This window comes from Streptosporangium sp. CA-135522 (assembly GCF_050949235.1).
Lineage (GTDB): Bacteria > Actinomycetota > Actinomycetes > Streptosporangiales > Streptosporangiaceae > Streptosporangium.
In genome coordinates this window covers 3,341,083-3,364,158 of the sequence record NZ_CP192026.1, presented here as the reverse complement: position 1 = coordinate 3,364,158, position 23,076 = coordinate 3,341,083, and the positions used below count along the sequence as shown (strand labels likewise).

Annotated in this window: 24 protein-coding genes; 14 read left to right on the top strand and 10 right to left on the bottom strand. The window is 70.0% G+C overall.

Translation table 11 applies throughout. The features are described 5' to 3' along the window. Positions 1 to 109 precede the first annotated feature (109 nt). The 10 genes from ACQPYK_RS15855 to ACQPYK_RS15810 all read left to right on the top strand — a co-directional run bounded on the left by ACQPYK_RS15855 (position 110) and on the right by ACQPYK_RS15810 (position 10,100). Positions 110 to 919 (top strand): MlaE family ABC transporter permease, encoded by an 810-nt coding sequence (locus ACQPYK_RS15855; protein ID WP_433255924.1) that lies wholly within the window; start codon positions 110 to 112, stop codon positions 917 to 919. Next, positions 919 to 1,785 carry an ABC transporter permease gene (locus tag ACQPYK_RS15850; protein ID WP_433255922.1) on the top strand — a complete coding sequence of 289 codons (867 nt, stop codon included), beginning with the start codon at positions 919 to 921 and terminating at the stop codon, positions 1,783 to 1,785. Before ACQPYK_RS15855 ends, ACQPYK_RS15850 begins: the two co-directional genes overlap by 1 nt. A 6-nt stretch (positions 1,786 to 1,791) precedes the next feature. After that, positions 1,792 to 2,808, top strand: coding sequence for an MlaD family protein (locus ACQPYK_RS15845; protein WP_433255920.1), 1,017 nt, complete (start codon positions 1,792 to 1,794; stop codon positions 2,806 to 2,808). Beyond that, on the top strand, positions 2,805 to 3,872 hold the full coding sequence (locus ACQPYK_RS15840) for an MCE family protein (protein WP_433255918.1): 1,068 nt from the start codon (positions 2,805 to 2,807) through the stop codon (positions 3,870 to 3,872). Before ACQPYK_RS15845 ends, ACQPYK_RS15840 begins: the two co-directional genes overlap by 4 nt. After that, the gene (locus ACQPYK_RS15835) at positions 3,872 to 4,897 is read left to right on the top strand and encodes an MlaD family protein (RefSeq protein ID WP_433255916.1); all 1,026 of its coding nucleotides are present in this window, start codon (positions 3,872 to 3,874) and stop codon (positions 4,895 to 4,897) included. The genes ACQPYK_RS15840 and ACQPYK_RS15835 overlap by 1 nt, the downstream gene beginning before the upstream one ends. 117 nt (positions 4,898 to 5,014) lie before the next feature. After that, positions 5,015 to 6,046 (top strand): MCE family protein, encoded by a 1,032-nt coding sequence (locus tag ACQPYK_RS15830; protein ID WP_433255914.1) that lies wholly within the window; start codon positions 5,015 to 5,017, stop codon positions 6,044 to 6,046. A gap of 43 nt (positions 6,047 to 6,089) precedes the next feature. After that, positions 6,090 to 7,118, top strand: coding sequence for an MCE family protein (locus ACQPYK_RS15825; protein ID WP_433255913.1), 1,029 nt, complete (start codon positions 6,090 to 6,092; stop codon positions 7,116 to 7,118). Beyond that, the gene (locus ACQPYK_RS15820; protein ID WP_433255911.1) at positions 7,115 to 8,506 is read left to right on the top strand and encodes an MCE family protein; all 1,392 of its coding nucleotides are present in this window, start codon (positions 7,115 to 7,117) and stop codon (positions 8,504 to 8,506) included. The genes ACQPYK_RS15825 and ACQPYK_RS15820 overlap by 4 nt, the downstream gene beginning before the upstream one ends. 3 nt (positions 8,507 to 8,509) lie before the next feature. After that, complete coding sequence (locus ACQPYK_RS15815) at positions 8,510 to 9,331, top strand: hypothetical protein (RefSeq protein WP_433255909.1); 822 nt, start codon at positions 8,510 to 8,512, stop codon at positions 9,329 to 9,331. Positions 9,332 to 9,431: 100 nt separating this feature from the next. Beyond that, positions 9,432 to 10,100, top strand: a complete 669-nt coding sequence (locus ACQPYK_RS15810) for a 4'-phosphopantetheinyl transferase family protein (RefSeq protein WP_433255907.1) — start codon at positions 9,432 to 9,434, stop codon at positions 10,098 to 10,100. Here ACQPYK_RS15810 and ACQPYK_RS15805 read toward each other — a convergent pair. Beyond that, entirely contained in the window at positions 10,050 to 10,553 is a 504-nt protein-coding gene (locus tag ACQPYK_RS15805; RefSeq protein ID WP_433255906.1) for a hypothetical protein, read from the bottom strand. The two genes, ACQPYK_RS15810 and ACQPYK_RS15805, sit on opposite strands and share 51 nt — an antisense overlap. A gap of 28 nt (positions 10,554 to 10,581) precedes the next feature. Here ACQPYK_RS15805 and ACQPYK_RS15800 point away from each other — a divergent pair, with 28 nt between their 5' ends. The 4 genes from ACQPYK_RS15800 (at position 10,582) to ACQPYK_RS15785 (ending at position 13,837) form a co-directional block, all read left to right on the top strand. Beyond that, positions 10,582 to 10,770: a hypothetical protein gene (locus tag ACQPYK_RS15800; protein WP_433255904.1), complete on the top strand. Its 189-nt coding sequence runs from the start codon at positions 10,582 to 10,584 to the stop codon at positions 10,768 to 10,770. A 127-nt stretch (positions 10,771 to 10,897) separates the two neighbouring features. Next, positions 10,898 to 11,362 carry a MarR family winged helix-turn-helix transcriptional regulator gene (locus ACQPYK_RS15795; protein WP_433255902.1) on the top strand — a complete coding sequence of 155 codons (465 nt, stop codon included), beginning with the start codon at positions 10,898 to 10,900 and terminating at the stop codon, positions 11,360 to 11,362. 60 nt (positions 11,363 to 11,422) lie between these two features. Continuing rightward, positions 11,423 to 12,100 carry an LppX_LprAFG lipoprotein gene (locus ACQPYK_RS15790; protein WP_433255900.1) on the top strand — a complete coding sequence of 226 codons (678 nt, stop codon included), beginning with the start codon at positions 11,423 to 11,425 and terminating at the stop codon, positions 12,098 to 12,100. 3 nt (positions 12,101 to 12,103) lie between these two features. Further along, a complete protein-coding gene (locus ACQPYK_RS15785) occupies positions 12,104 to 13,837 on the top strand; it encodes an MFS transporter (protein ID WP_433255898.1) in 1,734 nt (577 codons plus the stop codon). 73 nt (positions 13,838 to 13,910) lie between these two features. On the opposite strand, the gene der is transcribed toward ACQPYK_RS15785, so the two are convergent. The 9 genes from der to ACQPYK_RS15740 all read right to left on the bottom strand — a co-directional run bounded on the left by der (position 13,911) and on the right by ACQPYK_RS15740 (position 23,074). Beyond that, positions 13,911 to 15,329: a ribosome biogenesis GTPase Der gene (gene der / locus ACQPYK_RS15780; RefSeq protein WP_433255896.1), complete on the bottom strand. Its 1,419-nt coding sequence runs from the start codon at positions 15,327 to 15,329 to the stop codon at positions 13,911 to 13,913. After that, complete coding sequence (cmk, locus tag ACQPYK_RS15775) at positions 15,326 to 15,982, bottom strand: (d)CMP kinase (RefSeq protein ID WP_433255894.1); 657 nt, start codon at positions 15,980 to 15,982, stop codon at positions 15,326 to 15,328. Before cmk ends, der begins: the two co-directional genes overlap by 4 nt. A 128-nt stretch (positions 15,983 to 16,110) precedes the next feature. Beyond that, positions 16,111 to 17,184 (bottom strand): prephenate dehydrogenase, encoded by a 1,074-nt coding sequence (locus ACQPYK_RS15770; RefSeq protein WP_433255892.1) that lies wholly within the window; start codon positions 17,182 to 17,184, stop codon positions 16,111 to 16,113. 61 nt (positions 17,185 to 17,245) lie between these two features. Beyond that, positions 17,246 to 17,605, bottom strand: coding sequence for a chorismate mutase (gene aroH, locus ACQPYK_RS15765; RefSeq protein WP_433255891.1), 360 nt, complete (start codon positions 17,603 to 17,605; stop codon positions 17,246 to 17,248). Between the two features lie 81 nt (positions 17,606 to 17,686). After that, positions 17,687 to 19,669 carry a pseudouridine synthase gene (locus ACQPYK_RS15760; RefSeq protein ID WP_433255889.1) on the bottom strand — a complete coding sequence of 661 codons (1,983 nt, stop codon included), beginning with the start codon at positions 19,667 to 19,669 and terminating at the stop codon, positions 17,687 to 17,689. After that, the gene (gene scpB, locus ACQPYK_RS15755) at positions 19,669 to 20,226 is read right to left on the bottom strand and encodes an SMC-Scp complex subunit ScpB (RefSeq protein ID WP_433255887.1); all 558 of its coding nucleotides are present in this window, start codon (positions 20,224 to 20,226) and stop codon (positions 19,669 to 19,671) included. Before scpB ends, ACQPYK_RS15760 begins: the two co-directional genes overlap by 1 nt. Continuing rightward, a complete protein-coding gene (locus ACQPYK_RS15750) occupies positions 20,219 to 21,070 on the bottom strand; it encodes a segregation and condensation protein A (protein WP_433255885.1) in 852 nt (283 codons plus the stop codon). Before ACQPYK_RS15750 ends, scpB begins: the two co-directional genes overlap by 8 nt. A gap of 30 nt (positions 21,071 to 21,100) precedes the next feature. Then, positions 21,101 to 22,048 (bottom strand): ParA family protein, encoded by a 948-nt coding sequence (locus ACQPYK_RS15745; RefSeq protein WP_012889692.1) that lies wholly within the window; start codon positions 22,046 to 22,048, stop codon positions 21,101 to 21,103. A 99-nt stretch (positions 22,049 to 22,147) separates the two neighbouring features. Next, complete coding sequence (locus tag ACQPYK_RS15740; protein ID WP_433258813.1) at positions 22,148 to 23,074, bottom strand: site-specific tyrosine recombinase XerD; 927 nt, start codon at positions 23,072 to 23,074, stop codon at positions 22,148 to 22,150. Between the last annotated feature and the right edge of the window lie 2 nt (positions 23,075 to 23,076).

Sequence of the window (23,076 nt, the reverse complement as noted above, 5' to 3'; positions counted from 1 at the left end):
AAATTACACAGGAGCCATCGACTTACTGGACTACCCGTCAGTAGGGTGACTGATCCATGGTCGGAGTCGCGAACCCCGAGGTGTTCATGGCACAACGGACGGCGCACTGATGGCGGTCGGCGGGCGGGACAGGGTCACCGGTTACCTCGTCCGCAGGAGCACCGACGTGTTCGGCCGTGTCGGCGACATGTCGGTGATCGCCCTTGAGGGCTTCCGCCGTACCTGGGACGTCCGGACCTGGTTCTGGGAATACGTCCAGCAGTGCTGGTTCCTCGCCCGCGTCACCAGTCTTCCCGTCCTGCTCGTCTCGCTTCCCCTGGGGGCGACCGTCGCCCTCCAGGTGGGCCAGCTCGCCTGGCAGCTGGGCGCCTCCTCCGCCACCGGCGGCGCCGTGGTCGTCGGCCTGGTCCGCGAGGTGGCCCCGATGGCCTCGGCCCTGCTCATCGCGGGCGCCGGCGGCTCGGCCATGACCTCCGACATCGGCGCCCGCAACATCCGCGACGAGCTGGCCGCCATGGAGGTGATGGCGGTCAACCCGATCCACCGCCTGGTCACCCCCCGGCTGTGGGCGGCGAGCACGGTGGCGGTGCTGCTGGTTCCGCTGGTCATCGTGGCCGGGGCGAGCGGCGGCTACTTCTTCAACGTCATCATCCAGGGCGTCACCCCCGGCGCCTACTTCGACGGTGCGGTGTCCCTGCTGGTCACCAGCGACCTGCTGGTCACGCTGCTCAAAGCATGGATCTTCGGCTTCATCGCGGCGATCATGTCGTGTTATTTCGGCATGACCTGCCAGACCAGCCCGGTCGGCGTGGGCCGCGCGGTCAACCAGTCCACGGTCGTCACGTTCATGCTGGTGTTCGCGGTCAACTACGTGATCACCATGATCTATTTCCTCGCCTACCCGCCCAGGCCCATGTGATGGCGACGATCCCGGGAGCGCGCAGCGCCGGATTCCGCGCGTACGGCATGCTGCGCGACCTCGCCGACCGGCTGGCCTCCCTGTCGGACTGGCCGCTGTTCCTGTGGAAGGTCGTCTTCTACTCCGTCCGGGACATCGTCTTCCGGATGAAGTTCACCAAGGTCGTGCTCCGCCAGGTCAGCGACGTGGTGGTGGGCGTCGGGGCGACCGTCATCGGCGGCGGCATGGTCTTCGTGGCCTTCACCATGGCCTTCGCGGTCGGCGCGACCGTCGGCCTGCAGGGCTATCAGGGCCTGCAGGCGATCGGCGCCGAGTCCTTCATCGGCCTGGTGGGCAGTTTCGCCAACGTCCGGGAGATCACCCCGATCATCGCGGCGGTCGCGCTGGCGGCGCAGGTCGGCTCGTCCTTCACCGCCGAGCTGGGCGCGATGCGGATCTCCGAGGAGATCGACGCGCTGGAGGTGATGGCCATCAACGCCTTCACCTACCTGATCTGCACCCGGGTGGTGGCCGCGCTGATCGCGCTGGTCCCGGTCTACATGATCGCGCTGTTCGCCAGCTTCTTCGCCACCCGGCTGATGTGCACGGTCCTGTTCGGCATGTCGCCGGGCGTCTACGACTACTACTTCTACCTCGGTCTGCCGCTGATCGACATCGTCTACAGCGTGATCAAGGTGATCGTCTTCGCGTTCGCCGTGATCAGCATCCACTGCTACTACGGGTTCAACGCCACCGGAGGCCCGGTCGGCGTGGGAACCGCGGCGGGACGGGCGATCCGTCAGTCGATCGTCACGGTCATCCTCCTCAATCTGCTGCTGTCCTACCTGTTCTGGGGTAACGGCAGCGGCGTGAAGCTGACGGGGTGAGCCGCGATGGCGCGCGGTGACGTCCCCCTGCCGATCCGGCTCGCGATCTCACTCGGCGTGGTGCTCTCCGTCGTCGTGGCCCTCGTCCTCGTCGTCCGGAGCGCGGCGAACGAGAGCGGCACGCGGCTGACCGCGGCGTTCACCCACGCCGGGCAGGGCCTGGACCCCAACTCCCCGGTGAAGATCCGCGGCATCACGGTCGGCGGGGTCAGCTCGGTCACCCTCGACCGCACCGGCCAGGCGGTGGTCACCATGCACGTCGAGCCCGGCGTCAAGGTGCCCGAGACCGTCACCGCCGCGATCGAGCCGAGCTCGGTCTTCGGTCCCAAATACGTCAACCTGATCCTCGGATCCGGCGAGGCCGGCGGCCCCTACCTGGGCGACGACGCCGTCATCACCAGGACCGAGGCGCCCAAGGACCTGTCGGACACCCTCAACGACGCCTACGAGGGACTCGGCGCGGTGGACCCGGCGGACATCACGACCATCGTGCACACCCTGGGGCGCGGGCTGGACGGCAAGGGGCCGCAGCTGCGGGAGATCGTCGACGACACCGGGAAGATCGTCGAAGTGGCCCACCGGCGCCGCGGGGAGTTCCGGCGATTCATCGGCGACACCGGGGCGCTGAGCGGCAGCCTCGCCGACAAGGGCGACGAGCTGGTGGCGATCTCCTCCGACCTCAACGTGATCACCCCTGACCTGCTGAAGCGGGCCGACAAGGTCCGCGCGCTGCTGCGGGAGTTCGACGAGATCTCCCACCTGAGCGCGCACGGCCTGCGTAAGCACCGTAAAGACCTCAAGGCCGCGGTGAACGCCGGAGAGCGCGCGGCCGCGCTGCTCTACGCGCAGCTCGGCGTCGCGGGTGACGGTGTGCGAGGGCTGAACCAGATCCTCAGCGTGCTGAACGACCTGGTCGCGGGCCAGGGACCGAACGGCGCCAACCAGATCAAGATGGAGGCCTTCGTCGCGACCGACATCTGCGAGCTCTTCGTCGGCGCCTGCGGCCCCACGAACGGCAGGTGAGCCTTTTGGCCCGGTCGAGAGAACAGGTCCAGCGCCGCTGGACGCTCGCCAAGTTCGTCCTCTTCCTGCTCGTGACGGGCACCCTGATCGTCCTGATCGGCGCCCAGATCGCGCGGGTGAGCGTCGGCGACACCTACCGTCTCATCGGCACCTTCGACGACGTCTCCGGGCTGCACGAGGGCGACCAGGTGAAGATCGCGGGCGCGCCGGTCGGCCAGGTCGACTCGATCGAAGTGGTCGACGGCAGGGCCGAGGTCGTGCTCAGCGTGCGGGCCGCGGTGAAGGTGCCCGCCGACAGTTCCGCCGCCGTCCGGTGGCGCAACACGATCGGCCAGCGGGTGATCTACTTGATGCCCGGCACCGCCCGGGACATGCTCGGCGACGGCGCCCGCGTGAAGCGGACAAGCTCGGTGGTGGACATCGGCGAGCTGGTCAGCGACCTCGGCCCGCTCACCCGCAGCCTGGACCCCGACCAGATCAACCAGCTGCTGACCGCGGTGGGCGAGGCGCTGGAAGGCAACCAGGAGAACATCCCCAAGCTGGTCGACAACCTCGACGACCTGACCACCACGGTGGTCGAACGCAAGAAGATCATCAAGGGGCTGCTGGAGGACTACGCCACGGTGACCGGGGTGGTCGCCCGCCGCGACAAGCAGATCTCCCAGCTCGTGGACAACCTGGTCGCGCTGACGGGCGCCTTCGCCCGCAACCGCGAACTGGTCGACGACGCCCTGGTGGAGCTGTCCACCACGGTCAGGGTCAACAATCAGGTGCTCGGCCACAACTCCCGGGAGTTCGGCCGGGTGGTCGACAGCATGACCCGGCTCACCGGCGGCATCCGGCGCAACATCGGCAGCGTCGAGAAAGTGCTCAACACGATCACCCCACCGCTGCGGCGCTCGTTCCAGGTGACCGGCCGGGGCCACTTCGTCACCACGGCGGTGCCTTGCCTGACGCTCGGCCCCCTGCCCTGCCCCTATCCGATGAGCAGTCCCCCTCCGCTGCGTGGCGGCCTCAAGCTCACCAGCACCGGGAATCTGCGGCGAGTGCTGGTGGGCCCCTGATGGCGCTCAAGTCGTTTCGCGACCGCAACAAGACCGTCGTCGGCCTGGTGTCGATGGCGGCCCTGGGAGCCATACTGATCACCACCTTCCTGGTCGGCAACCTGGGCCTGCTGGAGGGCGGCTACACGATGTCGGCGGTGCTGCCGGACTCCGCCGGCCTGCAGACCGGCAACGACGTACGCGTGGCGGGCGTCCCGGTCGGCAAGGTCACCGAGGTCCGCGCCGACTACGGTCAGGGGCACGTCGTGGTCACCTGGAAGGTGGACGACGGGATCAGGCTCGGCCCGCAGACCCGGGCCGAGATCACCCTGTCGAACCTGCTGGGCGGCCGCTACGTCAAGCTCACCGGGCCGGTCACCCGGCCCTACATGGACGAGCTGCCCGAGGAGAAGCGGCAGATCCCGATGTCACGGACCAGCACCCCCGTGCTGATCACCGATGCCCTCAAGGACGCCACCCGGCTGGTGCAGAAGCTCGACACCGACTCGGTCGACAAGCTCCTTTCGGAGCTGGCCAAGCTCAAACCGGCCCGGAAGGGCCGGGTCAGCAAGCTACTGGACAACATCGGCGAACTGTCGGAGATCATCAGCGAGAGCGAGCCGCAGCTTCGGAGGCTGCTGGACAACGGCAACAAGATCATGAAGGTGCTGGACACGAAGAACGCGCAGCTCGACCGGCTGATCGACTCGATCGCGATCATGCTCGATGAGCTACGGCTGCGCCGCGACGAGCTGAAGTCCCTGCTCGGCGATGGCAGCGACCTGGTCAACAGCATCACCACCCTGGTCACCGAGCACGAGAAGAACCTGATCGCGGTGGTGGACGACGTGACCGCGATCGGCAACCGGCTCGACTCCACCAGCGGCCAGGGACTCAACTCCACCCTCGCCTGGGTCGGGCCCACCTTCTCCGGACTGGCCACCGCCGGCGGCCAAGGCCCCTGGGTGGAAGCCATCGCCACCGGCCTGGGCCCGATCAACCCCGAGGTGCTCGGCGCCATCCGCAAGGACAGGAACAGCCGTTGACACGCCGTGGACTGCGAGGAACGAGCTGTTCACGGCGTGCACCGGAGCGGAGCGACCAGTGACAGGCGGACTGCGAGGAACGAGCCGTCCACGGCGTGCACCGGAGCGGGAGGTCTCATGCTGAGAACGGTGGCGGCGTTTCTGGCCGGGGTGCTGCTGCTGTCGGTGGGAGGCTGCTCGCTGCTGCCTGGCGGGGCGTCGCCGTACCGGCTGACGGCCTATTTCAGCGCGGCGCCCTCCCTGTACGAACAGGCCAAAGTGAAGGTGCTGGGCCTGGATGCCGGAACGGTGGAGAAGCTGACCGTGGAGGGCGACAGGGTCCGGGCGGATCTGCTCATCGACGGACGGGTGCCGCTGCCCGCCGATGTGGAGGCGGTCGTGGCCGCGCAGAACACGCTGGGCGAACGGAACGTGGTGCTGCATCCGCCGTGGAAGCCCGGCCAGACCAGGATCGCGCCGGGCGCGGTGATCCCGTTGGAGCGGACCGACCTCCCGGTGGAGATCGACGACGCGCTGGAGGCGTTCACCAAACTCACCGACGCCCTCGACACCGACAAGATGGGCGACGTGGCGGGGAACCTGGCCGAGACGGTCCGGGGACGGGGCAAGCAGATCAACCGGGCGCTGACGGACGCGGCCTCGCTGACCCGCACCCTCGCCGGGCAAGACCAGCAGCTGATCGACCTGGCCGACGGCCTCAACCGGATCGCCACCAAACTCAACGGGCGCGAGCGTCAGGTCAAAACGGCCATCGACGCCTTCGCCGAGGCCAGCGCCACCCTCGCCGACGAGCGCCGGCGCCTGAAAGGCTTCATCACCGGCCTCGCGGAGTTCGTGCAGCGGGGTGACGTGCTGATCGAGGCGTACCAGGAGAGGCTGCCCAAAGGCGTGGCCAACCTCGCCGAGCTGGTGCTGACCCTGAAGGTGAACAGCCGGTCGGCGGCCACGGCCATCGAAGGAGCCCGCAAGTTCGCCGACAATCTCGTCGCGTCGTGGGACAGGGAGCACCACGTGGTCAAGATCCGCCTGGTGCTCAACGCGATGACCCGGGCCTGGCTAAGGCCGTTGTTCGAGGCACTGGGTCTGGGCAAGGTGCCGTGCCTGCCCGGCGAGCTGAGCAACTGCCCCTGGGAGAAGGGGAGACGATGAGGAAAGCCAGCGGCGGGCGACCGGCGGGAAGGGAGGGCGGCGTATGAGGCCGTGGACGCGGTTGGCGTCGGGGTTGACCGTACTCTGCCTGACCGCGGCGTGCAGCCTGCAGACCGTGGGGGCGCCGACCGGCGGGCTGACCCTGACCGCGACCTTCGACGACGTGCAGAGCCTGGTGGCCGGGCACAGCGTGCAGATCTCCGACGTGCGGGTGGGCAGCGTGACCGACATCCGCCTGGAGGGATACCGCGCGAAGGTCACCATGTCGATCGAGGACGGCACCCGGGTGCCCAGGGGCACCGGCGCCGTCGTGGCCAAGACCTCGATCCTGGGTGAGAACTACGTCCAGCTGAGGTTGCCCGAAGGCAAGGACATGACGAACGGGCCGTTCATGCCGGACGGCTCGGTGATCACCGATACATCGGTGCAGCCGGACATCGAGCAGGTAACCGAGCGGGCGGGACCCCTGATCGACGCGCTCGGCGCCCAGGACGTGAACGCCATCCTGGACGCGGCGGCGACCGGGCTCGGCGGCAAGGGCAAGGATCTCAACCGGCTGCTCAGGCAGACCACCGAGGTCACCACCGCCTACGCCGAGTCCCGCGAGGATCTGGCCCGCACCATAGACGGCCTGGCCCGGCTCGGCGACGACCTCGCCAAGGGCAGCGGGGAGCTGGACAAGCTGCCCGGTACTCTCGCCGACGCCACCGCCCGGCTGAACCACGGCCGCAAGCACGTGAAGAAAACCCTTCAGGAGCTCACCGCGCTGGCCCGTGAGGTCAACAGCACCGTCTATCCGAGACACGAGGCCCGGCTGCGCACCCTGCTGCGTGACCTCGATGCGGTTTCCACATCGATGGTCCGCGGTAAAGAAGACCTGAAGGTCCTGGTCAGCCGCATACAGCGGTTCATCGACCTGCCACCGATCGTGGTGAACGGCCAGTTGCTGACCTTCGTCTGGCTCAAGGGACTGTTACTGCCCAAGCCGAAGAAGGCGAAGAAAGGCGGCGACCGGCTTCGTCTGCCCAACTCGGTGGACGACTTCCGCCTGCTGCTGGAGCCGCCGCGATGAGGAACCGTATCTGGATCAACCTCGGTTTCTTCGTGGTGCTCGGCGTGGTGATGACGGTGTGGGCGTTCACCAGCATCATCAAGCTGGACTTCATCGAGCGGCCGTACCGGATCAACGCGGAGTTCCTGTCCTCTCCCGGTCTCGTCCGGGGCTTCGACGTGGCCTATCTCGGCGTCCGGATCGGCCGGATCGACGATGTGGCGCTGGCCCCCGGCAAGATCGTGGTGGGTCTGAGCATCGACCGGGACGTCCGGCTGCCGCGGGGCGTCACCGCCGAGGTGCGCCGCAAGTCCGCCATCGGCGAGCCGTACGTGGAGATCTCTCCGCCCAAGGCGGGGGCCGGCGGCGTCCTGGCGGCGGGTGCCACCATCCCGCTGGCCGACACCTCGGTGCCGCTGGACTACCGGAAGCTGTTCGACGGGGTCGGCAAGCTGCTGAAGGCGGTGCCGCCGGAGGACGCCCGGACCATCGTGCACGAGCTGGCGACGGGGCTGGACGGCCGGACGACCTCGATCCGCGAGATCGTGGACAACGCGCACGACCTCACCTCGACCCTCGCTGACAACGCCGACCTGCTGGACGATCTATCGGTGCAGCTCACCCGGCTGACCGGCACGCTGGCGGGCAGGCGTGAGAAGCTGGCGCAGGGCGTGACGGACCTGGCCGGGGTGACCCGGTCGATCCGCGAGTCCCGCAAGCAGCTCTACACGGCCCTCGACCACGGCCCGAGCTTCTTCCGCCAGGTCGACGATCTGCTCAACACCGCGCGCCCCGGCCTGTCCTGCATGTTGACCGCCACGGGCATGAACCCCGGAGTGGTGTTCACGCCCCGCAGCCAGGCGCACATCAACCATCTGCTCCGGACCGTGCCCACCGCCCAGGCGCTCCTCGCCGACGTGATCGACAAGCAGCCCGACGGGGTGTACGGCAGGACCACGTTCATCCTGAGCGTCCCCGGTGGTCCCCGGGTGCCGCAGGAATACCGCGACCCGCTGTCCCCGCCGAAGGTCCACGCGCTGCGTTCCTGCCCGAAGGGCGCCGCGGTCAAGGTGTCCGCCAGGGGCGACGACGATGAGGACCGCGGCCCCCACCCCACCGACGGCACCGCGATCGCCGACGGCGCGGACGGCGACCCGGCCACCGCACCCGACGACGAGACTTCGCAACCACGGGAGAGCGACGGCCCATCCGACTCCGGGGACTCCGTCGACTCCGGGGACTCCGGCACGACCGCTCCACCGGCGGCGAGCGCCGACAGGACCTCGAATTCCACCCGCCAGAACCTCACGCCCTTCATCGTCGCGATCTTCCTCGCCGTCGTCGTCTCGGGCGGCGTGCTCGGCTGGATCGCCGTCGGTCGGGCATCACGCCGCCGTGAACAGGAGTGACAGATGAGCCCAGTCCCTCAGCAGCCCGAAGATCTTCCCGAGGTGCCGGGTGCGGGCCGCGGCGAGGTCTCCGATGACGGCGGGGAGCCCACCGAGCCGGATTCCGCCGCCATGCCCTCGGCCGGTGCGGCCGCCATGCCCTCGGCCGGTGCGACCGAGGACAGGGCCGCGGCGGACAGGGTCGCAGCGGGCGGGGCCGTTCAGGACGAAGCCCGGGAAAGGGAAGGCGCCGGAGCCGGGCCGCGTACGAGGTCACGGGCGTGGCGAGGCAGGCTGATGGGCGCGGTCGCGGCCATGGTGTTCGCGGCGACGGCGACGGCCGCCGTACTGCAGTGGATGGCGGCCGACCGCCTGGCCGAGGAGAAGGCCGAACGCAGCGCGGTGTCCGCGCGGGCGGGCGAGTTCGCCGTGGCGCTGCAGACCTACGACTACTCCAACCTCCAGGCCTACCGCGACCAGGTCTTCGCCATCTCGGGCGAGGACTTCGAGAAGACCTACAACGAGGCCTTCAGCCCCCTCGAAGGTGTGATCACCTCGATGAAGGCGAACTCCTCCGCCTCGGTCAGGGGCGTGTACATCTCCGAGATCGCCGAGGGCAGGGCGAAGGCGATCACGGTCGTCGACTCCCAGGTCACCAGCACCGCGGGCACCCGGCGCATGCTCGGCACCTACATGGAACTCGGCCTGATCAAGACCGGTGGCCAGTGGAAGGTCAACGACGCGACCGTGATGGGCGCGGCCGACGAGCAGGTGACCGACCCCAGCGGAAAGACCATGGAACCGACTCCCACCCCCTCCCCGAACACCAAGAAGAAAGACAAGTAGCTTCCCGGGAAGGTCCTCGCCCGGCCAGAGGCGCGCACTCCGCCATGAGCTCTTAGCAATAAATCGCCTCTTACGCCGATAAAAAGCTTAATCTGAGCAAATGCGCGATTGCCTGGTGCTGGCCGGTCCCACCGACGAGATCTACACCTCGGCCGAAACGGATCTACTCACCGAGGTCGAGCGCGAACGCGCCGGAAAATTCCTCCATGAGGCCGACCGGCGCGACTTCGTCGCGGCCCACGTCCTGGTACGGCGATGCGCGGCCAAGGTCGTCGGCGTGCCCGAAGATCGGCTGACGCTGCTGCAGCACTGCGACCACTGCGGACCGGGACACGGCAAGCCGTACCTGGCGGAGGTCCCCGAGCTCGGCGTCAGCCTGAGCCACAGCCACGGCTACGTGTGCGCGGCGGTGGGCCCCGGCCGGGTCGGCGTGGACGCCGAGCGCGTCCCTGCGGGCCCACTGGACGCGTCCCTGGCCTCGCATGCCCTGGCTTCCGCGGAAAGGCCCCTGGCCCGCGACAACGAGGCGCTGATCCGCCTCTGGGTCCGCAAGGAGGCGCTCATCAAGCGCGGCGAGCTCACCCTGGACGGACTGCGCACCACGGACCTGTCCGGGCTCCCCCTCGACGGGGACGCGCCCGCCGCCGGCGACTTCGGCGGGGACGCGCTCCGCCGCCTGGAGTGGGAGGGCAGGCACCTGCTGGAGTGGCGGACCGGCTCAGGCGTCGCGGTCTGCGTCATCACCGACCAGCCGGCCGTCTTGGGCTGACCTTCCGGGGGTCGGATCGAGGAACACCTGGGAGATCGAGGAGAAGCGTTCCCTGAGCCTGTGCTCCACCCGGTCGGCGGCCAGTTCCAGGCCGGCCCCGGTGGCGTCGTCGGCGAAGTCGACACGGGCGGCGACCAGCACCTCGCTCGGTCCCAGCGTCATGGTGAGCAGCTCCACCACGTTCTCGACTTCGGGCAGGGCGAGCAGTTCGGCCCTGATCTGCTGTTCCATCCTCACGGGCACGGCCTGGCCGATCAGCAGGGACACGTTGGTGCGGATGAGGTTGAGCGCGACCCCGAGCAGCAGCAGGCCGATCACCACCGAGGCGGCGCCGTCCCACAGGGACGATCCGGTCAGCTGGTAGGCCAGCAGGCCGCACGCGGCGATCAGCAGACCCGCCAGGGACGCCTTCTCCGCCGACGAGGCCAAGCGCGTCCAGTCCGCCAGGTTCAACGCGACCCTGCAGGTCGGCTACTTCATCATGGGCGTCCGCGCCGCCGGTCTGGCCGCCGGCCCGATGTCCGGCTACGACGCCGCCGGCATCGACAAGGAGTTCCTGGACGGCGCCCACACCGTGCTGGCCGTCGTCAACATCGGCAAGCCCGGCGAGAACGCCTGGCGCGACCGCCTGCCCCGCCTCGGCTACGACGAGGTGGTCACCACCGTCTGATGTAGGTTCTGACCTATGAGCAGGATGTAGGTTCTGACCTATGAGCAGGGAGCGAGCCGACGCGGGGAGCAGGGGGGCCGGCTCGATGGAGCCGCCCGCGCGACAAACGAGGAATGGTGAGCGGCCGATGGACGACGAGGAGCCCCGCTGGCTCACTTCGATCGAGCAGCGGGCCTGGCGGGCCCATCTGGCAGCGCACAAGCTCCTCGAACATCGTCTCGACCGCGACCTGCAGACCTTCGGCCTCTCCGTCAACGACTACGAGATCCTGGTCAACCTCTCGGAGAGCGCCGAGCATCGCATGCGCATGAGCGACCTGGCCGACGCCACGATCCAGTCCCGCAGCCGTCTGTCCCATCAGATCTCCCGGATGGAGACGGCCGGCCTGGTCGCCCGGGAGACCTGCGCGGACGACCGGCGCGGCACCTTCGCCGTGCTCACCGAACACGGCTGGGCCACCATTCAGAAGGTCGCGCCGCACCATGTGGCCAGCGTGCGGCAGCACTTCATCGATCTGCTCACCGACGACCAGCTCCGCGAGCTGGAGACGGCCTACACCCCCGTGGTGAACCACCTGAAAAGCCTGCGCTGAAGCGAAACCGATACCGGCGGATCCTCCCTTAGTTGACCGAGCGGTCGCTACGATCCGGCCATGCATGCTCGCCGGATCCTCATCGCCGCGGTGATCGCCGCGCTCTCCCTGGTCACCTCATGCGGCGGCGGCTCCTCCGACGGACAAGCGGCACTGCCCGGCGGAGTCGAGTTGGTCAAGAAGTCCGCGGAGGCGATGCGGGGCGCCAAGTCCGCCGCCTTCACCATGGAGACCGAGGGCACCCCCCAGGTGCCGGTCAAGAAGGCCACCGGCCGCCTCAGCGGAACCGGCGACGCCGACGGCACCATCAGCATCGACCTGGCGGGCAGCCTCCAGGAGATCCGGTTCGTCCTGATCGGGGACACCGTCCACTTCAAGGGCGTGACCGGCGGCTTCCAACGGATATCGCGAAGCCAGCTGGCCTCGATCTACGATCCGTCGGCCATCCTCAATCCTGACAAGGGGGTCGTCCAGCTGCTGTCCAACGCCTTGGACCCGAAGACCGAGGCCGAGGAGAAGGTGGACGGCGCCGATGCCTACCGTGTCTCCGCCACGCTCTCCCAGCAGGTTCTCGCCACGATGGTGCCGGGGCTCACGCAGGGCGTGAACGGCCGGCTCTGGATCGACAAGGCCAGCAGCCGGCTGCTCAAGGCCGACCTGCCGCTGACCGGCGGCAAGGTGGTCGTCTCCTTCCGCGACTACGACGTGCCGGTCCAGGTCACCGCACCGGCGGAGTGACCCATGACCGACTCCTCGATCGACCCCACGGCCCCCCGCGCGACCGACTCCGCGGCGCACCCCGCGACCGACCCCGTGCCGCAACCCGCCGACACGGTGGCGCGTCCCGCGGCCGACCCCGCGACCGACCCCGCGGCCGACTCCGTGCCAGGACCCGCCGCCGACACCGCCCCGGAGCCCACGACCGCCCCGGCGACCGGTGACGGCCGGGCGACCAGGCGGCGGATCGCCCTCGGCGTCGGCGGCACAGCGGTGCTGCTGGCGGCGCTGGACGCCTACGTCGTGGTCACCGTCCTCGTCGACATCGCCAAGGACGCCGGTGTCCCGCTGAACCACCTGGAGCGGGCCACCCCGATCGTCACCGGCTTCCTGCTGGGCTACATCGCGGCCATGCCGCTGCTCGGCCGGCTCTCCGACCGTTACGGCAGACGCCCGCTGATCCACCTCTGCCTGGCGGGTTTCGCGGCCGGCTCGGTCGTCACCGCGCTGGGCGACACCGTCACCTGGCTGGTCGCCGGGCGCGGCCTGCAAGGCGTCGCGGGCGGCGCGCTGCTGCCCATCACCATGGCCATGGTCGGCGACCTGTGGGACGAGCAGGACCGTCCGGTGGCCCTCGGCGCGGTCGGCGCGGCCCAGGAACTCGGCAGCGTGCTCGGTCCCCTGTACGGCGCGGCCCTCGCCGCCCTGGTGCCGACCACCCTGAACCTGGGCGGCGTCCAGCTCGGCGGCTGGCGGTCGATCTTCTGGCTGAACCTCCCCCTGGTCGCCCTGGCCGCGGTGGCCGTGCAGCGATCCGTGCCGCCACCGTCTCATGACCCGTCCCGCCATCCGGGCCGCGGAGCCCGCCTCGACCTGGTCGGCGGCCTGCTGCTGGCCCTCGCCCTGGGCCTGCTGGTGGCCGGACTCTACAACCCCGACCCGAGCGAGTCCGTCCTGCCGCCATGGGGCCCGTCCATGATCGTCGCCGGGATGGTGGCCGCCCTCGCGTTCATCGGATGGGAGAGACGCGCCCGAACCCGGTTGATCGACATGGCCGGCGTGCTGCGCGGCCCGTTCTTCGCCACGCTCGCGGTGAGCTTCCTGACCGGCGCCGCGCTGCTGGTCACGCTCGTGGACGTGCAACTGTCGGCGCAGACGTTGCTGGGACTGCAGACGCTGGACGGCGCGCTGGTGCTGTCCCGTTTCCTCGTCGCGCTCTCGGTGGCCGCGCTGCTGGGCGGGATCACGGCCCGCCGGTACGGCGAGCGGGCCGTGGCGGTCGCCGGGCTGGCGCTCGCCACGGCCGGCTACCTCCGCATCGGCCAGTGGCCCGCCGACCTGGCCGCCGCCGGATACCGCATAGACCTCGATCTGGTCGTCGCCGGGCTCGGGCTGGGCCTGGTGATCGCCCCCGTCTCCTCGGCGGTGCTGCGGGCCACCTCGGCCGCCCAGCACGGCGTGGCGTCCGCGGCGGTGGTCGTGGCCCGGATGATGGGCATGCTGCTCGGCGTCGCCGGGCTGTCGGCGTGGGGTTTCCACCGGTTCCAGTCGCTCACCGCCGACCTGGACACGCCGCTGCCGTTCGGTGTGGACCCGGCGGTCTACGCCGTACGGCTCGCCAAGTACGAAGGCGAGGTGCGAGCGGCCCTGCACACCGAGTACAGCGAGATCTTCCTGATCACCGCGGCGCTGTGCGCGGTGGGGGCGCTGGTGGCGCTCCTGCTTCCGCACGGACCCGGGAGGGCGACCGTGGCGTGATTACGGCGGGACGTCACCGCGGACCGCCGAAACGGCGAACGGCCCGGCGTCAGCCGGGCCGTTCGCCACAGGATCATCTGCTCTTCTGGGACTGCCGCTTCTCACGGATCTTCATCGTGACCTCGAGAGGAGAGCCGGCGAAGCCGAACTCCTCGCGAATCCGGCGCTCGATGAAGCGGCGGTAGGTCTCCTCCAGGAAACCCGAGGTGAACAGCACGAACTTGGGCGGCTCCGTCGACGCCTGGGTGGCGAAGAGGATCTTGGGCTGTTTGCCTCCGCGGACCGGGGGCGGAGTGGCCGCGACCAGCTCGGTGAGGAAGGCGTTGAGGCGAGCCGTGGGAACCCGGGTGGACCAGGAATCCAGCGCCTTCTCGATGGCCGGTACGAGCCTGTCCACGTGCCAGCCGGACTTGGCGGAGATGTTGACCCGCAGCGCCCACGGCACGCGGACGAGCTGGCGGTCGATCTCCTTCTCCAGGTAGTAGCGGCGGTCCTCGTCGAGGAGATCCCACTTGTTGAACGCCACGACCATGGCGCGGCCCGACTCGATCACCAGCGAGATGATCCGCAGGTCCTGCTCGGTCAGCACGTCGCTGGCGTCGATGAGCACGATGGCGATCTCCGAGCGCTCCAGGGCGCCCCGGGTACGCATGCTCGCGTAGAAGTCGGCACCCTTCAGCTCACGGTCGCGGCGACGGATGCCCGCGGTGTCCACGAAGCGCCACGTCTTGCCGCCGAGCTGGATCAGCTCGTCGACCGGGTCACGGGTGGTGCCCGCCATCGGGTCGACGAGCACGCGCTCCTCACCCGCCAGCTTGTTCAGCAGCGAGGACTTGCCCACGTTGGGCTTGCCCACCAGGGCCACCCGGCGCGGGCCGCCCTCGTCACCGAATCGCTGCGGCGGCGTCTCCGGCAGCTTGTCCAGGATCACATCCAGCAGGTCACCGCTGGAACGGCCGTGCAGGGCCGAGACCGGCTGCGGCTCGCCCAGGCCGAGCGACCACAGAGCCGCGGCCTCCAGCTCCATCTGCTGGTTGTCGACCTTGTTGGCGGCCAGGATGACCGGCTTGCCGGAGCCGCGCAGCACGTGGCCGACGATCTCGTCGGCGTCGGTCACACCGACCACGGCGTCCACCACGAACAGGATCACATCGGCCAGCTCGGCCGCCACCTGCGCCTGCTCGGCGATCCGCAACGCCATGCCGGTCGCGTCCGGGTCCCAGCCGCCGGTGTCGACCACCGTGAACCGGCGGCCACGCCAGGTGGCGTCATAGGTGACCCGGTCGCGGGTCACGCCCGGCACATCTTCCACGACCGCCTCGCGGCGGCCGATGATCCGGTTGACCAGAGTGGACTTGCCCACGTTGGGACGGCCCACCACGGCCACCACCGGCTGCGGGCCCGCGTCGGGGCCCGTTTCCACAGAGCTGTCTTCGGTACCCAGATCGGCCAGCTCAGCCTCGATCCAGCCGCGGTCTTCTTCCCCGGTCACGCCTTTTCCTTAATCACGCGTAGCACCTCGGCGATGACCTCTTCCAGGTTCAGCGCCGTGGTGTCGAGTTCGACGGCATCGGCCGCCATTGCCAGCGGGTCTGTCTTCCTCGTCGAGTCCAGGGTGTCGCGCCGGGCCATAGCGGCCTTCTGCGCATCCACCGTGGTGCCGGTGAGCTCCGCCGTACGGCGAAGCGCCCGAGCGTCGGCGCTCGCGGTCAGGTAGATCTTGACCGGGGCGTCGGGCGTGACCACCGTGCCGATGTCACGCCCCTCGACGACGATGTCGCCCGCACCGATGATCTCACGCTGCTCGGCCACCAGTCGGCGACGCACCTCGGGCACCGCACTGACCGCGGAGACCGCGGCGGTGACCTCGGAGGTGCGGATGGCCACGGCCGCGTCGGCGCCGTCCACGGCCACCGACGGAGCGTCGGGATCGGTGCCCATCGACAGGACCGGGTCCAGAGCCCGGACCGCGATCGCCCCGGGATCGGTGAGATCGACGCCTCGTTCGAGCATCCACCACGTGATCGCCCGGTACATCGCTCCGGTGTCGAGATAACGCAGTCCCAGCGCGCGCGCGACCCCGCGCGACGCGCTCGACTTGCCCGATCCCGAAGGACCGTCCATGGCGACGACCAGTCCGGTCACGACGCCTCTCCCTTGCAGCCCGTTTCAGTTGTCCCGTACGAGGCTACCGGGAGTGGAGGCGGAAGCACGCATCGATCGGTCCGGGCCCGCTCCGGCGCGGCCGGCCGGAGCGGTTCGCGCCGAAGACGTCACGGCAGGTGCCAGCCGTGCGCGCGCAGGGCCTCCGACAGCACGGCGACCGCCTCCGGCTGCACCGACAGGTCGGCGGCGCCCAACGGCAGGCCGGGAGCGTGCTCCAGCCGGACGTCTTCGATGTTGACGCCCACCGCCTCGGCCACCTGGAACAGCCGGGCCAGCTCGCCCGGACGGTCACCGATGATGACCTGGACGGTCGCGTAGACGCGCGCCGGGCCTCCGTGCTTGCCGGGGATCCGGTCCGTGCCCGCGACACCGCGGCGCAACAGGTCGGTGACCTGGCCCATGGCGGCCGGATCGGCGCCGGCCCGCAACGAGGCGGCCACCGCCGCCAGATCGGCGGCCACCGCCTCCAGCACGTCGGCCACCGGAAGCGCGTTGCCCGACAGGATGCCCGTCCACAGACCCGGGTCGCCGGCCGCGATGCGCGTGACGTCCCGGACCCCCTGCCCCGCCAGGCCGAGCGCGGTCGTCGGCGCGTCGGCCAGCCGGGCGGCCACCGCGGAGGCGGCCACATGGGGAGCGTGCGAGACGACGGCGACGGCCCTGTCGTGCTCGGCCGCCTCGACCTTGACCGCCTCGCCGCCGCAGAGCTTGATCAGGCCGAGCAGCGCCTCCACCGCGTCGGGCAGGGTCTCCTCCGTCGGGCACAGCGCCCACGGACGGCCCAGGAACAGGTCCGCCCGGGCCGCGGCGGGCCCCGAGCGCTCCCGTCCCGCCAGCGGGTGCCCGGCGACGTAGGTGGTCAGGTCGCACCCGAGGCTCGCGGCCTGCTGGATCGGGAGTGCCTTGACACTGGCCACGTCGGTGTAGAAGCGGGCGGCGCCGGCCTGCTGAAGGTCGGCGAGCCGGTCGGCGACCACGTGCGGGGGAACCGCGATGACCGCGAGGTCCACGCGTCGTCCCGGAGACCATTCGGTGCCGGCGCCCAGCTCCCGTGCCAGGCGGACGGCTCCTTCGTCACGGTCGGCCAAGTAGACGGCGACGCCCTGCTCGCGCAGAGCCAGGGCGATGGAGGTGCCGATCAGGCCGGTGCCGACGACGAGGACGCTTTCCAGACCGCTCACGCGTGCTCCCTGGGCTGCTTGGACGTGGTGACGCACGACGAGATCACTGAGCCACCGAAGATCACTGGGCGATGTCCACCCGCAGGGCCGCCGCACCGCGCAGGTAGACGTGCTGGATCTCCTGGCGGGGGCGGTCGGTCTCCACGTGGGCCATCAGCCGTACGACATGAGGCAGCGCACCCGGCACGTCGATCTCGGACGCGCAGATCAGCGGGACGTCGTGGAAGCCGAGCTTGCGGGCGGCCAGGGCGGGAAATTCCGCGGTCAGGTCGGGTGTGGCCGTGAAGATCACGCTGATCACGTCGTCGGTGGTGAGCCGGTTACGCCCCATCACCTCGGTGACCAGCTCGGTCACCCCGGACAGGATGGCCTCCCGGTCGTTGCCCTCGACCTGGATCGCTCCCCGGATCGCCCGAACCATCGTCGTCCCTCCATACCGTTCACGCCGGACCGCCCGTTCGGGGCGGTCCGGCGTGTCCTAAACGTGCGTATTCACGGAAGGTTACAGGCCGACGGCGGCGTAGAGTTCGCCGACTTCCGTCAGAGTCAGCGCGCGCACGGTGCCCGGCTTGAGGCGGCCGAGCTTGACCGGGCCGAACTCGATGCGGGCCAGGTCGATGACCGGGTGCCCGACCTCCTCCAGCATGCGGCGGACGATGTGCTTGCGGCCCTCGTGCAGGACGATCTCGACCAGGGCCTGCTGACCGTGCTCCTGGACCAGGGTGAAGGCATCGGCCTTGGCGATGCCGTCCTCCAGCTCGACGCCCTTCTTCAGACGGCGGCCCAGGTCGCGCTCGATCTTTCCGGGAACCTTCGCCCAGTACTTCTTCTGCACGCCGTAGCTCGGGTGGGTGAGCCGGTTGGCCAGCTCGCCGTCGTTGGTGAGCAGGATGAGACCCTCGGTCTCGGTGTCCAGGCGGCCCACGTGGAACAACCGCTCGGTGCGGTCGGCCACGAAGTCGGCCAGCGAGGGACGGCCGTCGGGGTCGGACATGGTGCTGACGACGCCGATCGGCTTGTTGATGGCGAGGTAGACCAGGTCGGGCATGGTCGGCAGGCGCTTGCCGTCGACGTGGATGACCTGCTTGGCCGGGTCGACCCGGGCGCCGAAGCGGCGGACCACCTGGCCGTCGACCGTCACCCGGCCGTCACCGATCATGTCCTCGCAGGCCCGCCGGCTGGCCACGCCCGCCTGGGCGAGGACCTTCTGCAGCCGGACGCCGTCCGGGACCTCGGTGGTGTCGCGCTCGTCGACATAGTCCCTGTCGTAGAAGTCCGAGTCCCGCTTGGGCTGGCGGGCGGTCTTGAACCGGTCGTTCTCGACCGCGCCGGGGCGGCGCTCGACCTTCGCGGGGCCGCGGCCGGCGACGGTACGGCGCTCGCCGTACGAGCCGGACCGCTTGCCGCCGATCGTCTGGACCTCGTCCCTGCGGGGAGGCTTGCCGAACCGGCTGCGGGAGCCGGCGCCCGGCGCCTCCGCGCGGCCACGGTCGGAGCCGGGGCGGCCACGCGAGCCGTCACGGTCGTCCCGGCGCGGAGCGTCGGAGCGGAAACCACCACGGTCATCGCGACGCGGCGCCTCCGAACGGAAACCACCACGGTCATCGCGACGCGGAGCGTCAGAACGGAAGCCACCGCGATCGTCGCGACGCGGAGCGTCGGAGCGGAAGCCACCGCGGTCGTCACGACGCGGAGCGTCGGAGCGGGAGTCGCCGCGGTCATCGCGGCGCGGGGTGTCGGAGCGGAAACCGCCCTCCGCGGGCCTGCCGTACCGGCTGCGCGAACCATCACGCTCGGCACGGAAACCACCACGGTCGTCCCGGCGCGGAGCGTCGGAGCGGAAACCGCCCTGCGACCCACCACGGGAACCGCCGGGCCGGGAGCCGCCACGGTCGTCACGCCGGGGGGCGTCGGAGCGGAAACCGCCGCGCGAGCCGCCGCGATCGTCACGGCGCGGAGCGTCAGAGCGGAAACCACCACGGTCGTCCCGGCGCGGAGCGTCGGAGCGGAAGCCACCACGGTCATCGCGACGCGGCGCCTCCGAACGGAAACCACCGCGATCGTCACGACGCGGAGCGTCCGAACGGAAACCACCGCGATCGTCACGACGCGGAGCGTCAGAACGGAAACCACCACGGTCATCGCGACGCGGAGCGTCCGAACGGAAACCACCGCGGTCGTCACGACGCGGAGCGTCGGAGCGGGAGTCGCCGCGGTCATCGCGGCGCGGGGTGTCGGAGCGGAAACCGCCCTCCGCGGGCCTGCCGTACCGGCTGCGCGAACCATCACGCTCGGCACGGAAACCACCACGGTCGTCCCGGCGCGGAGCGTCGGAGCGGAAACCGCCCTGCGACCCACCACGGGAACCGCCGGACCGGGAGCCGCCACGGGAGTTGTCGCCCCCACGGGGGTTGCCACCGCGGGGGGCTCCGCCACGGCCTCGACCGCGTCCATCACCGGACGGGGTGCTGCGCCTGCTGTTCACTACTTCTGCTCCTCTAGGTTTTCCACGTCGTCGGGCAGGAACGGTGCCAGTTCGGGGAGCTCGTCGAGATCCCGCAGGCCCATCCGCTCGAGAAAATACGAACTTGTCCGGTAGAGCACGGCTTGGCTCTCCGGTTCGGTGCCGGCCTCTTCGACCAGCCCTCTCGTCACCAGCGTGCGCATGACACCGTCGCTGTTGACGCCTCTGATGGCCGCCACCCGAGCCCGGCTGACCGGTTGCCGGTAGGCGACCACGGCCAGGGTCTCCAGCGCGGCCTGGGTGAGCCGCGTCTGCTGGCCGTCACGGACGAACCGCTCCACGAGAGTCGCGCACTCGGCTCGCGTGTAGAACCGCCAACCACCCGCGACCTCTCTCAGATCGAAACCACGACCGGCCTCCGTGTATTCCGCCGACAGCCTGCGCAGCGCGGCGGCGACCTCGGCGGTGGGCCGTTCGAGCACCTGGGCGAGGGTCATCTCGCTGACCGGTTCGTCGACCACGAGGAGGATCGCCTCCAATCCGGCGCTCAGATCCGGCTCGGGCACCACGTCAGTCATCGGAAGGCTCTTTCTTGGTGCTCTCGTCGTAGTCGTCGGCCACGGCGACGTCTCCGTCGTCGCTGCCGGTCCAGGTCACGTGCAGTTCTCCGAGCGGCTCCACCTGGTCGAAGGAGACGGCCGCCTCCCGGTAGAGCTCGAGGACGGCCAGGAAGCGCGCGACGACCTCGAAGGTGCCGGCGCAGTCGGAGGTGAGGGCTCGGAAGGTCGCCCGGCGCAGCCGCCGCAGCCGCTCGACAAGGATAACCGCCTGGTCCCGGACATTGGCGAGCGGTTGGTAGATGTGGGCGACGGAAACCGAGGGGGGAGTCTTGGGGGCGAAGGCCCGCTGGGCGAGCTGGGCGAGGCGGTCGGGGCCGATGCCCAGGATCAGCTCGGGCAGGAGGTCGGCGAAGCGCGCCTCCATCGGCACGGTCCGGGGGAAGCGCAGGGCCTCCTCGGCCATCCGGCCGGAGAAGACCTTCACGACCTCCTTGTAGGCCCGGTACTGCAGGAGGCGGGCGAACAGCAGGTCGCGCGCCTCCAGGAGGGCGAGGTCCTCCTCGTCGTCGACCTCTCCCGAGGGCAGCAGCCTGGCCGCCTTGAGGTCGAGCAGGGTCGCCGCGACGAGCAGGAAGTGGCTGGTCTGCTCCAGGTCCCATTCCGGACCTCGGGCTCGGATGTAGGAGATGAACTCGTCGGTGACCTGGCTGAGGGAGACCTCGGTGATGTCGAGTTTGTGCTTGGAGATCAGACCGAGCAGCAGGTCGAAGGGGCCTTCGAAGACCTCCAGGTGCACCCTGAAGGTGTTGTCGGCCGTCTGCGCCCCGGAGGGGCCGTCGATCGTCTGCGGCTGCTCGGTCATCCCACCATTGTCCCGCACCCGGGACCGCGGTCACTGTTCCAGCGCGGCCCACCGGGTGAGGACTTCCCTGGCCAGCTCGCGGTAGGCGCTGGCGCCGAGGGAGGAGGAGTCAAAGCTGGTGATGGGCTCACCGGCCACGGTGGCGTCGGGGAAGCGAACCGTCCGGTTGATCACCGTGTGGTACACCTTGTCGTCGAACGCCTCGACGACCCGGGCCAGCACCTCGCGGCCGTGCAGGGTCCGCGCGTCGTACATGGTGGCGAGCAGTCCCTCGATGACCAGGTCCTCGTTGATGCGCTGCTGGACCTTGATGATGGTGTCCATGAGCAGCGCGACGCCGCGCAGGGCGAAGAACTCGCACTCCAGCGGGACCATGACGCCGTGCGCGCAGGCCAGCGCGTTGATCGTGAGCAGGCCCAGGGAGGGCTGGCAGTCGATCAGACACACGTCGTACTCGGGCAGGAGTGGCTTGATCACCCGGCCGAGCACCTGCTCGCGGGCGACCTCCGTGACGAGCTGGACTTCGGCCGCGGACAGGTCGATGTTGCTGGGCAGCAGGTCCATGCCCTCGACGCCGGTCTCCATCAGCACGTCCCTGGCGGTGATCTGCCGCTCCATCAGGAGGTTGTAGACCGTCAGGTCGAGCTGGTGGGGGTTGATCCCAAGGCCGACGGAGAGAGCGCCCTGCGGGTCGAAGTCGACCAGCAACACCTTGAGCCCGGCCTCGGCCAGCGCCGCGCCCAGGTTGATGGTGGTGGTCGTCTTGCCGACGCCGCCCTTCTGGTTGACCATGGCCACGACACGCGCCGGTCCGTGCACCGTACGAGGTGGCGGGTCGGGAAAGACCGGGCGGGGCCGCCCGGTCGGGCCGAGGACTCCCCCAGTGTGAGGGGTCCCGGCGGTTTTGGTGTCACCCCAGGGATTCTCGGGGTTTCCGGGGGTCGTTCCCCGGACAGAACCGTCGGTGGTCACAGTCACCAGTCGAACCTCCCTGACGGCCTCGAACCGGACCGTCCGGACGGACACTATGGCGTCAACACGTATGCGGCAAGGCGGCACGCCCGGACATAAGCAAGGTCAATGCCGTGCGCGCGGGTGCGCCGCGGCATAGGCCTCGCGGAGCTTGTCGACCGTGACCAGGGTGTATACCTGCGTAGTGGTCACCGAGGCGTGGCCGAGTAGTTCCTGAACCACCCTAACGTCCACACCCCCGTCAAGGAGGTGCGTTGCGAACGAATGTCGCAAGATATGGGGTGAGATTCCCGCCAGCCCTCCCCGCTCGGCGGCCGCCTGGAGGACCTCCCAGGCGCCCTGGCGGGTGAGCCGCCCGCCTCTGGCGTTGAGGAACAGTCCCGAGGTGCCCCGGCCGTGGGCGGCGATGCCCGGACGCGCCCGGGTGAGATAGGCGCCCAGGGCCTCCCTGGCGAAACGTCCCAGGGGCACCAGGCGGGTGCGCCCGCCTTTGCCGCGCAGGCGCACCTGCTGGGTCCTGGAGCCCAGGTCCACGTCGTCCACCGCGAGCCCCACGGCCTCGGAGATGCGCGCGCCCGTGCCGTACAGCAGCTCCAGCAGCGCCCGGTTGCGCATCGTCAGCGGTGCGCCCTCGGGGCCGGAGGCGGCGATGAGCCGCTCCACCTCGTCCACGCTGATCGCCTTGGGCAGCCGCCTGAGCTTTCGCGGCGGGCGCACCCCGTGGGCCGGGTCGTGGTCGGCGGCGCCCTCGCGGAGCGCGAAGCGGTGCAGGCCGCGCACCGCGGAGACGGCGCGGGCCGCCGAGCTGGCGACGAGGGCCTGGTGCTCCTCGTCGCCCTCCGTCAACGCGGCCAGGAAGGCCGCGACGTCGGCCTCGGCGACCTCGCAGAAAGTGACGCGGCCGCGGTTCTTCAGATGCTCCACATACCGCAGGAGGTCACGGCGATAGGAGGCCAGGGTGTTGGCAGCCAGGCCCCGCTCCACCGCCAGATGGGTGAGGTAGCTGGAGAGGACGGCCTCCGTCTCGCTCAGGG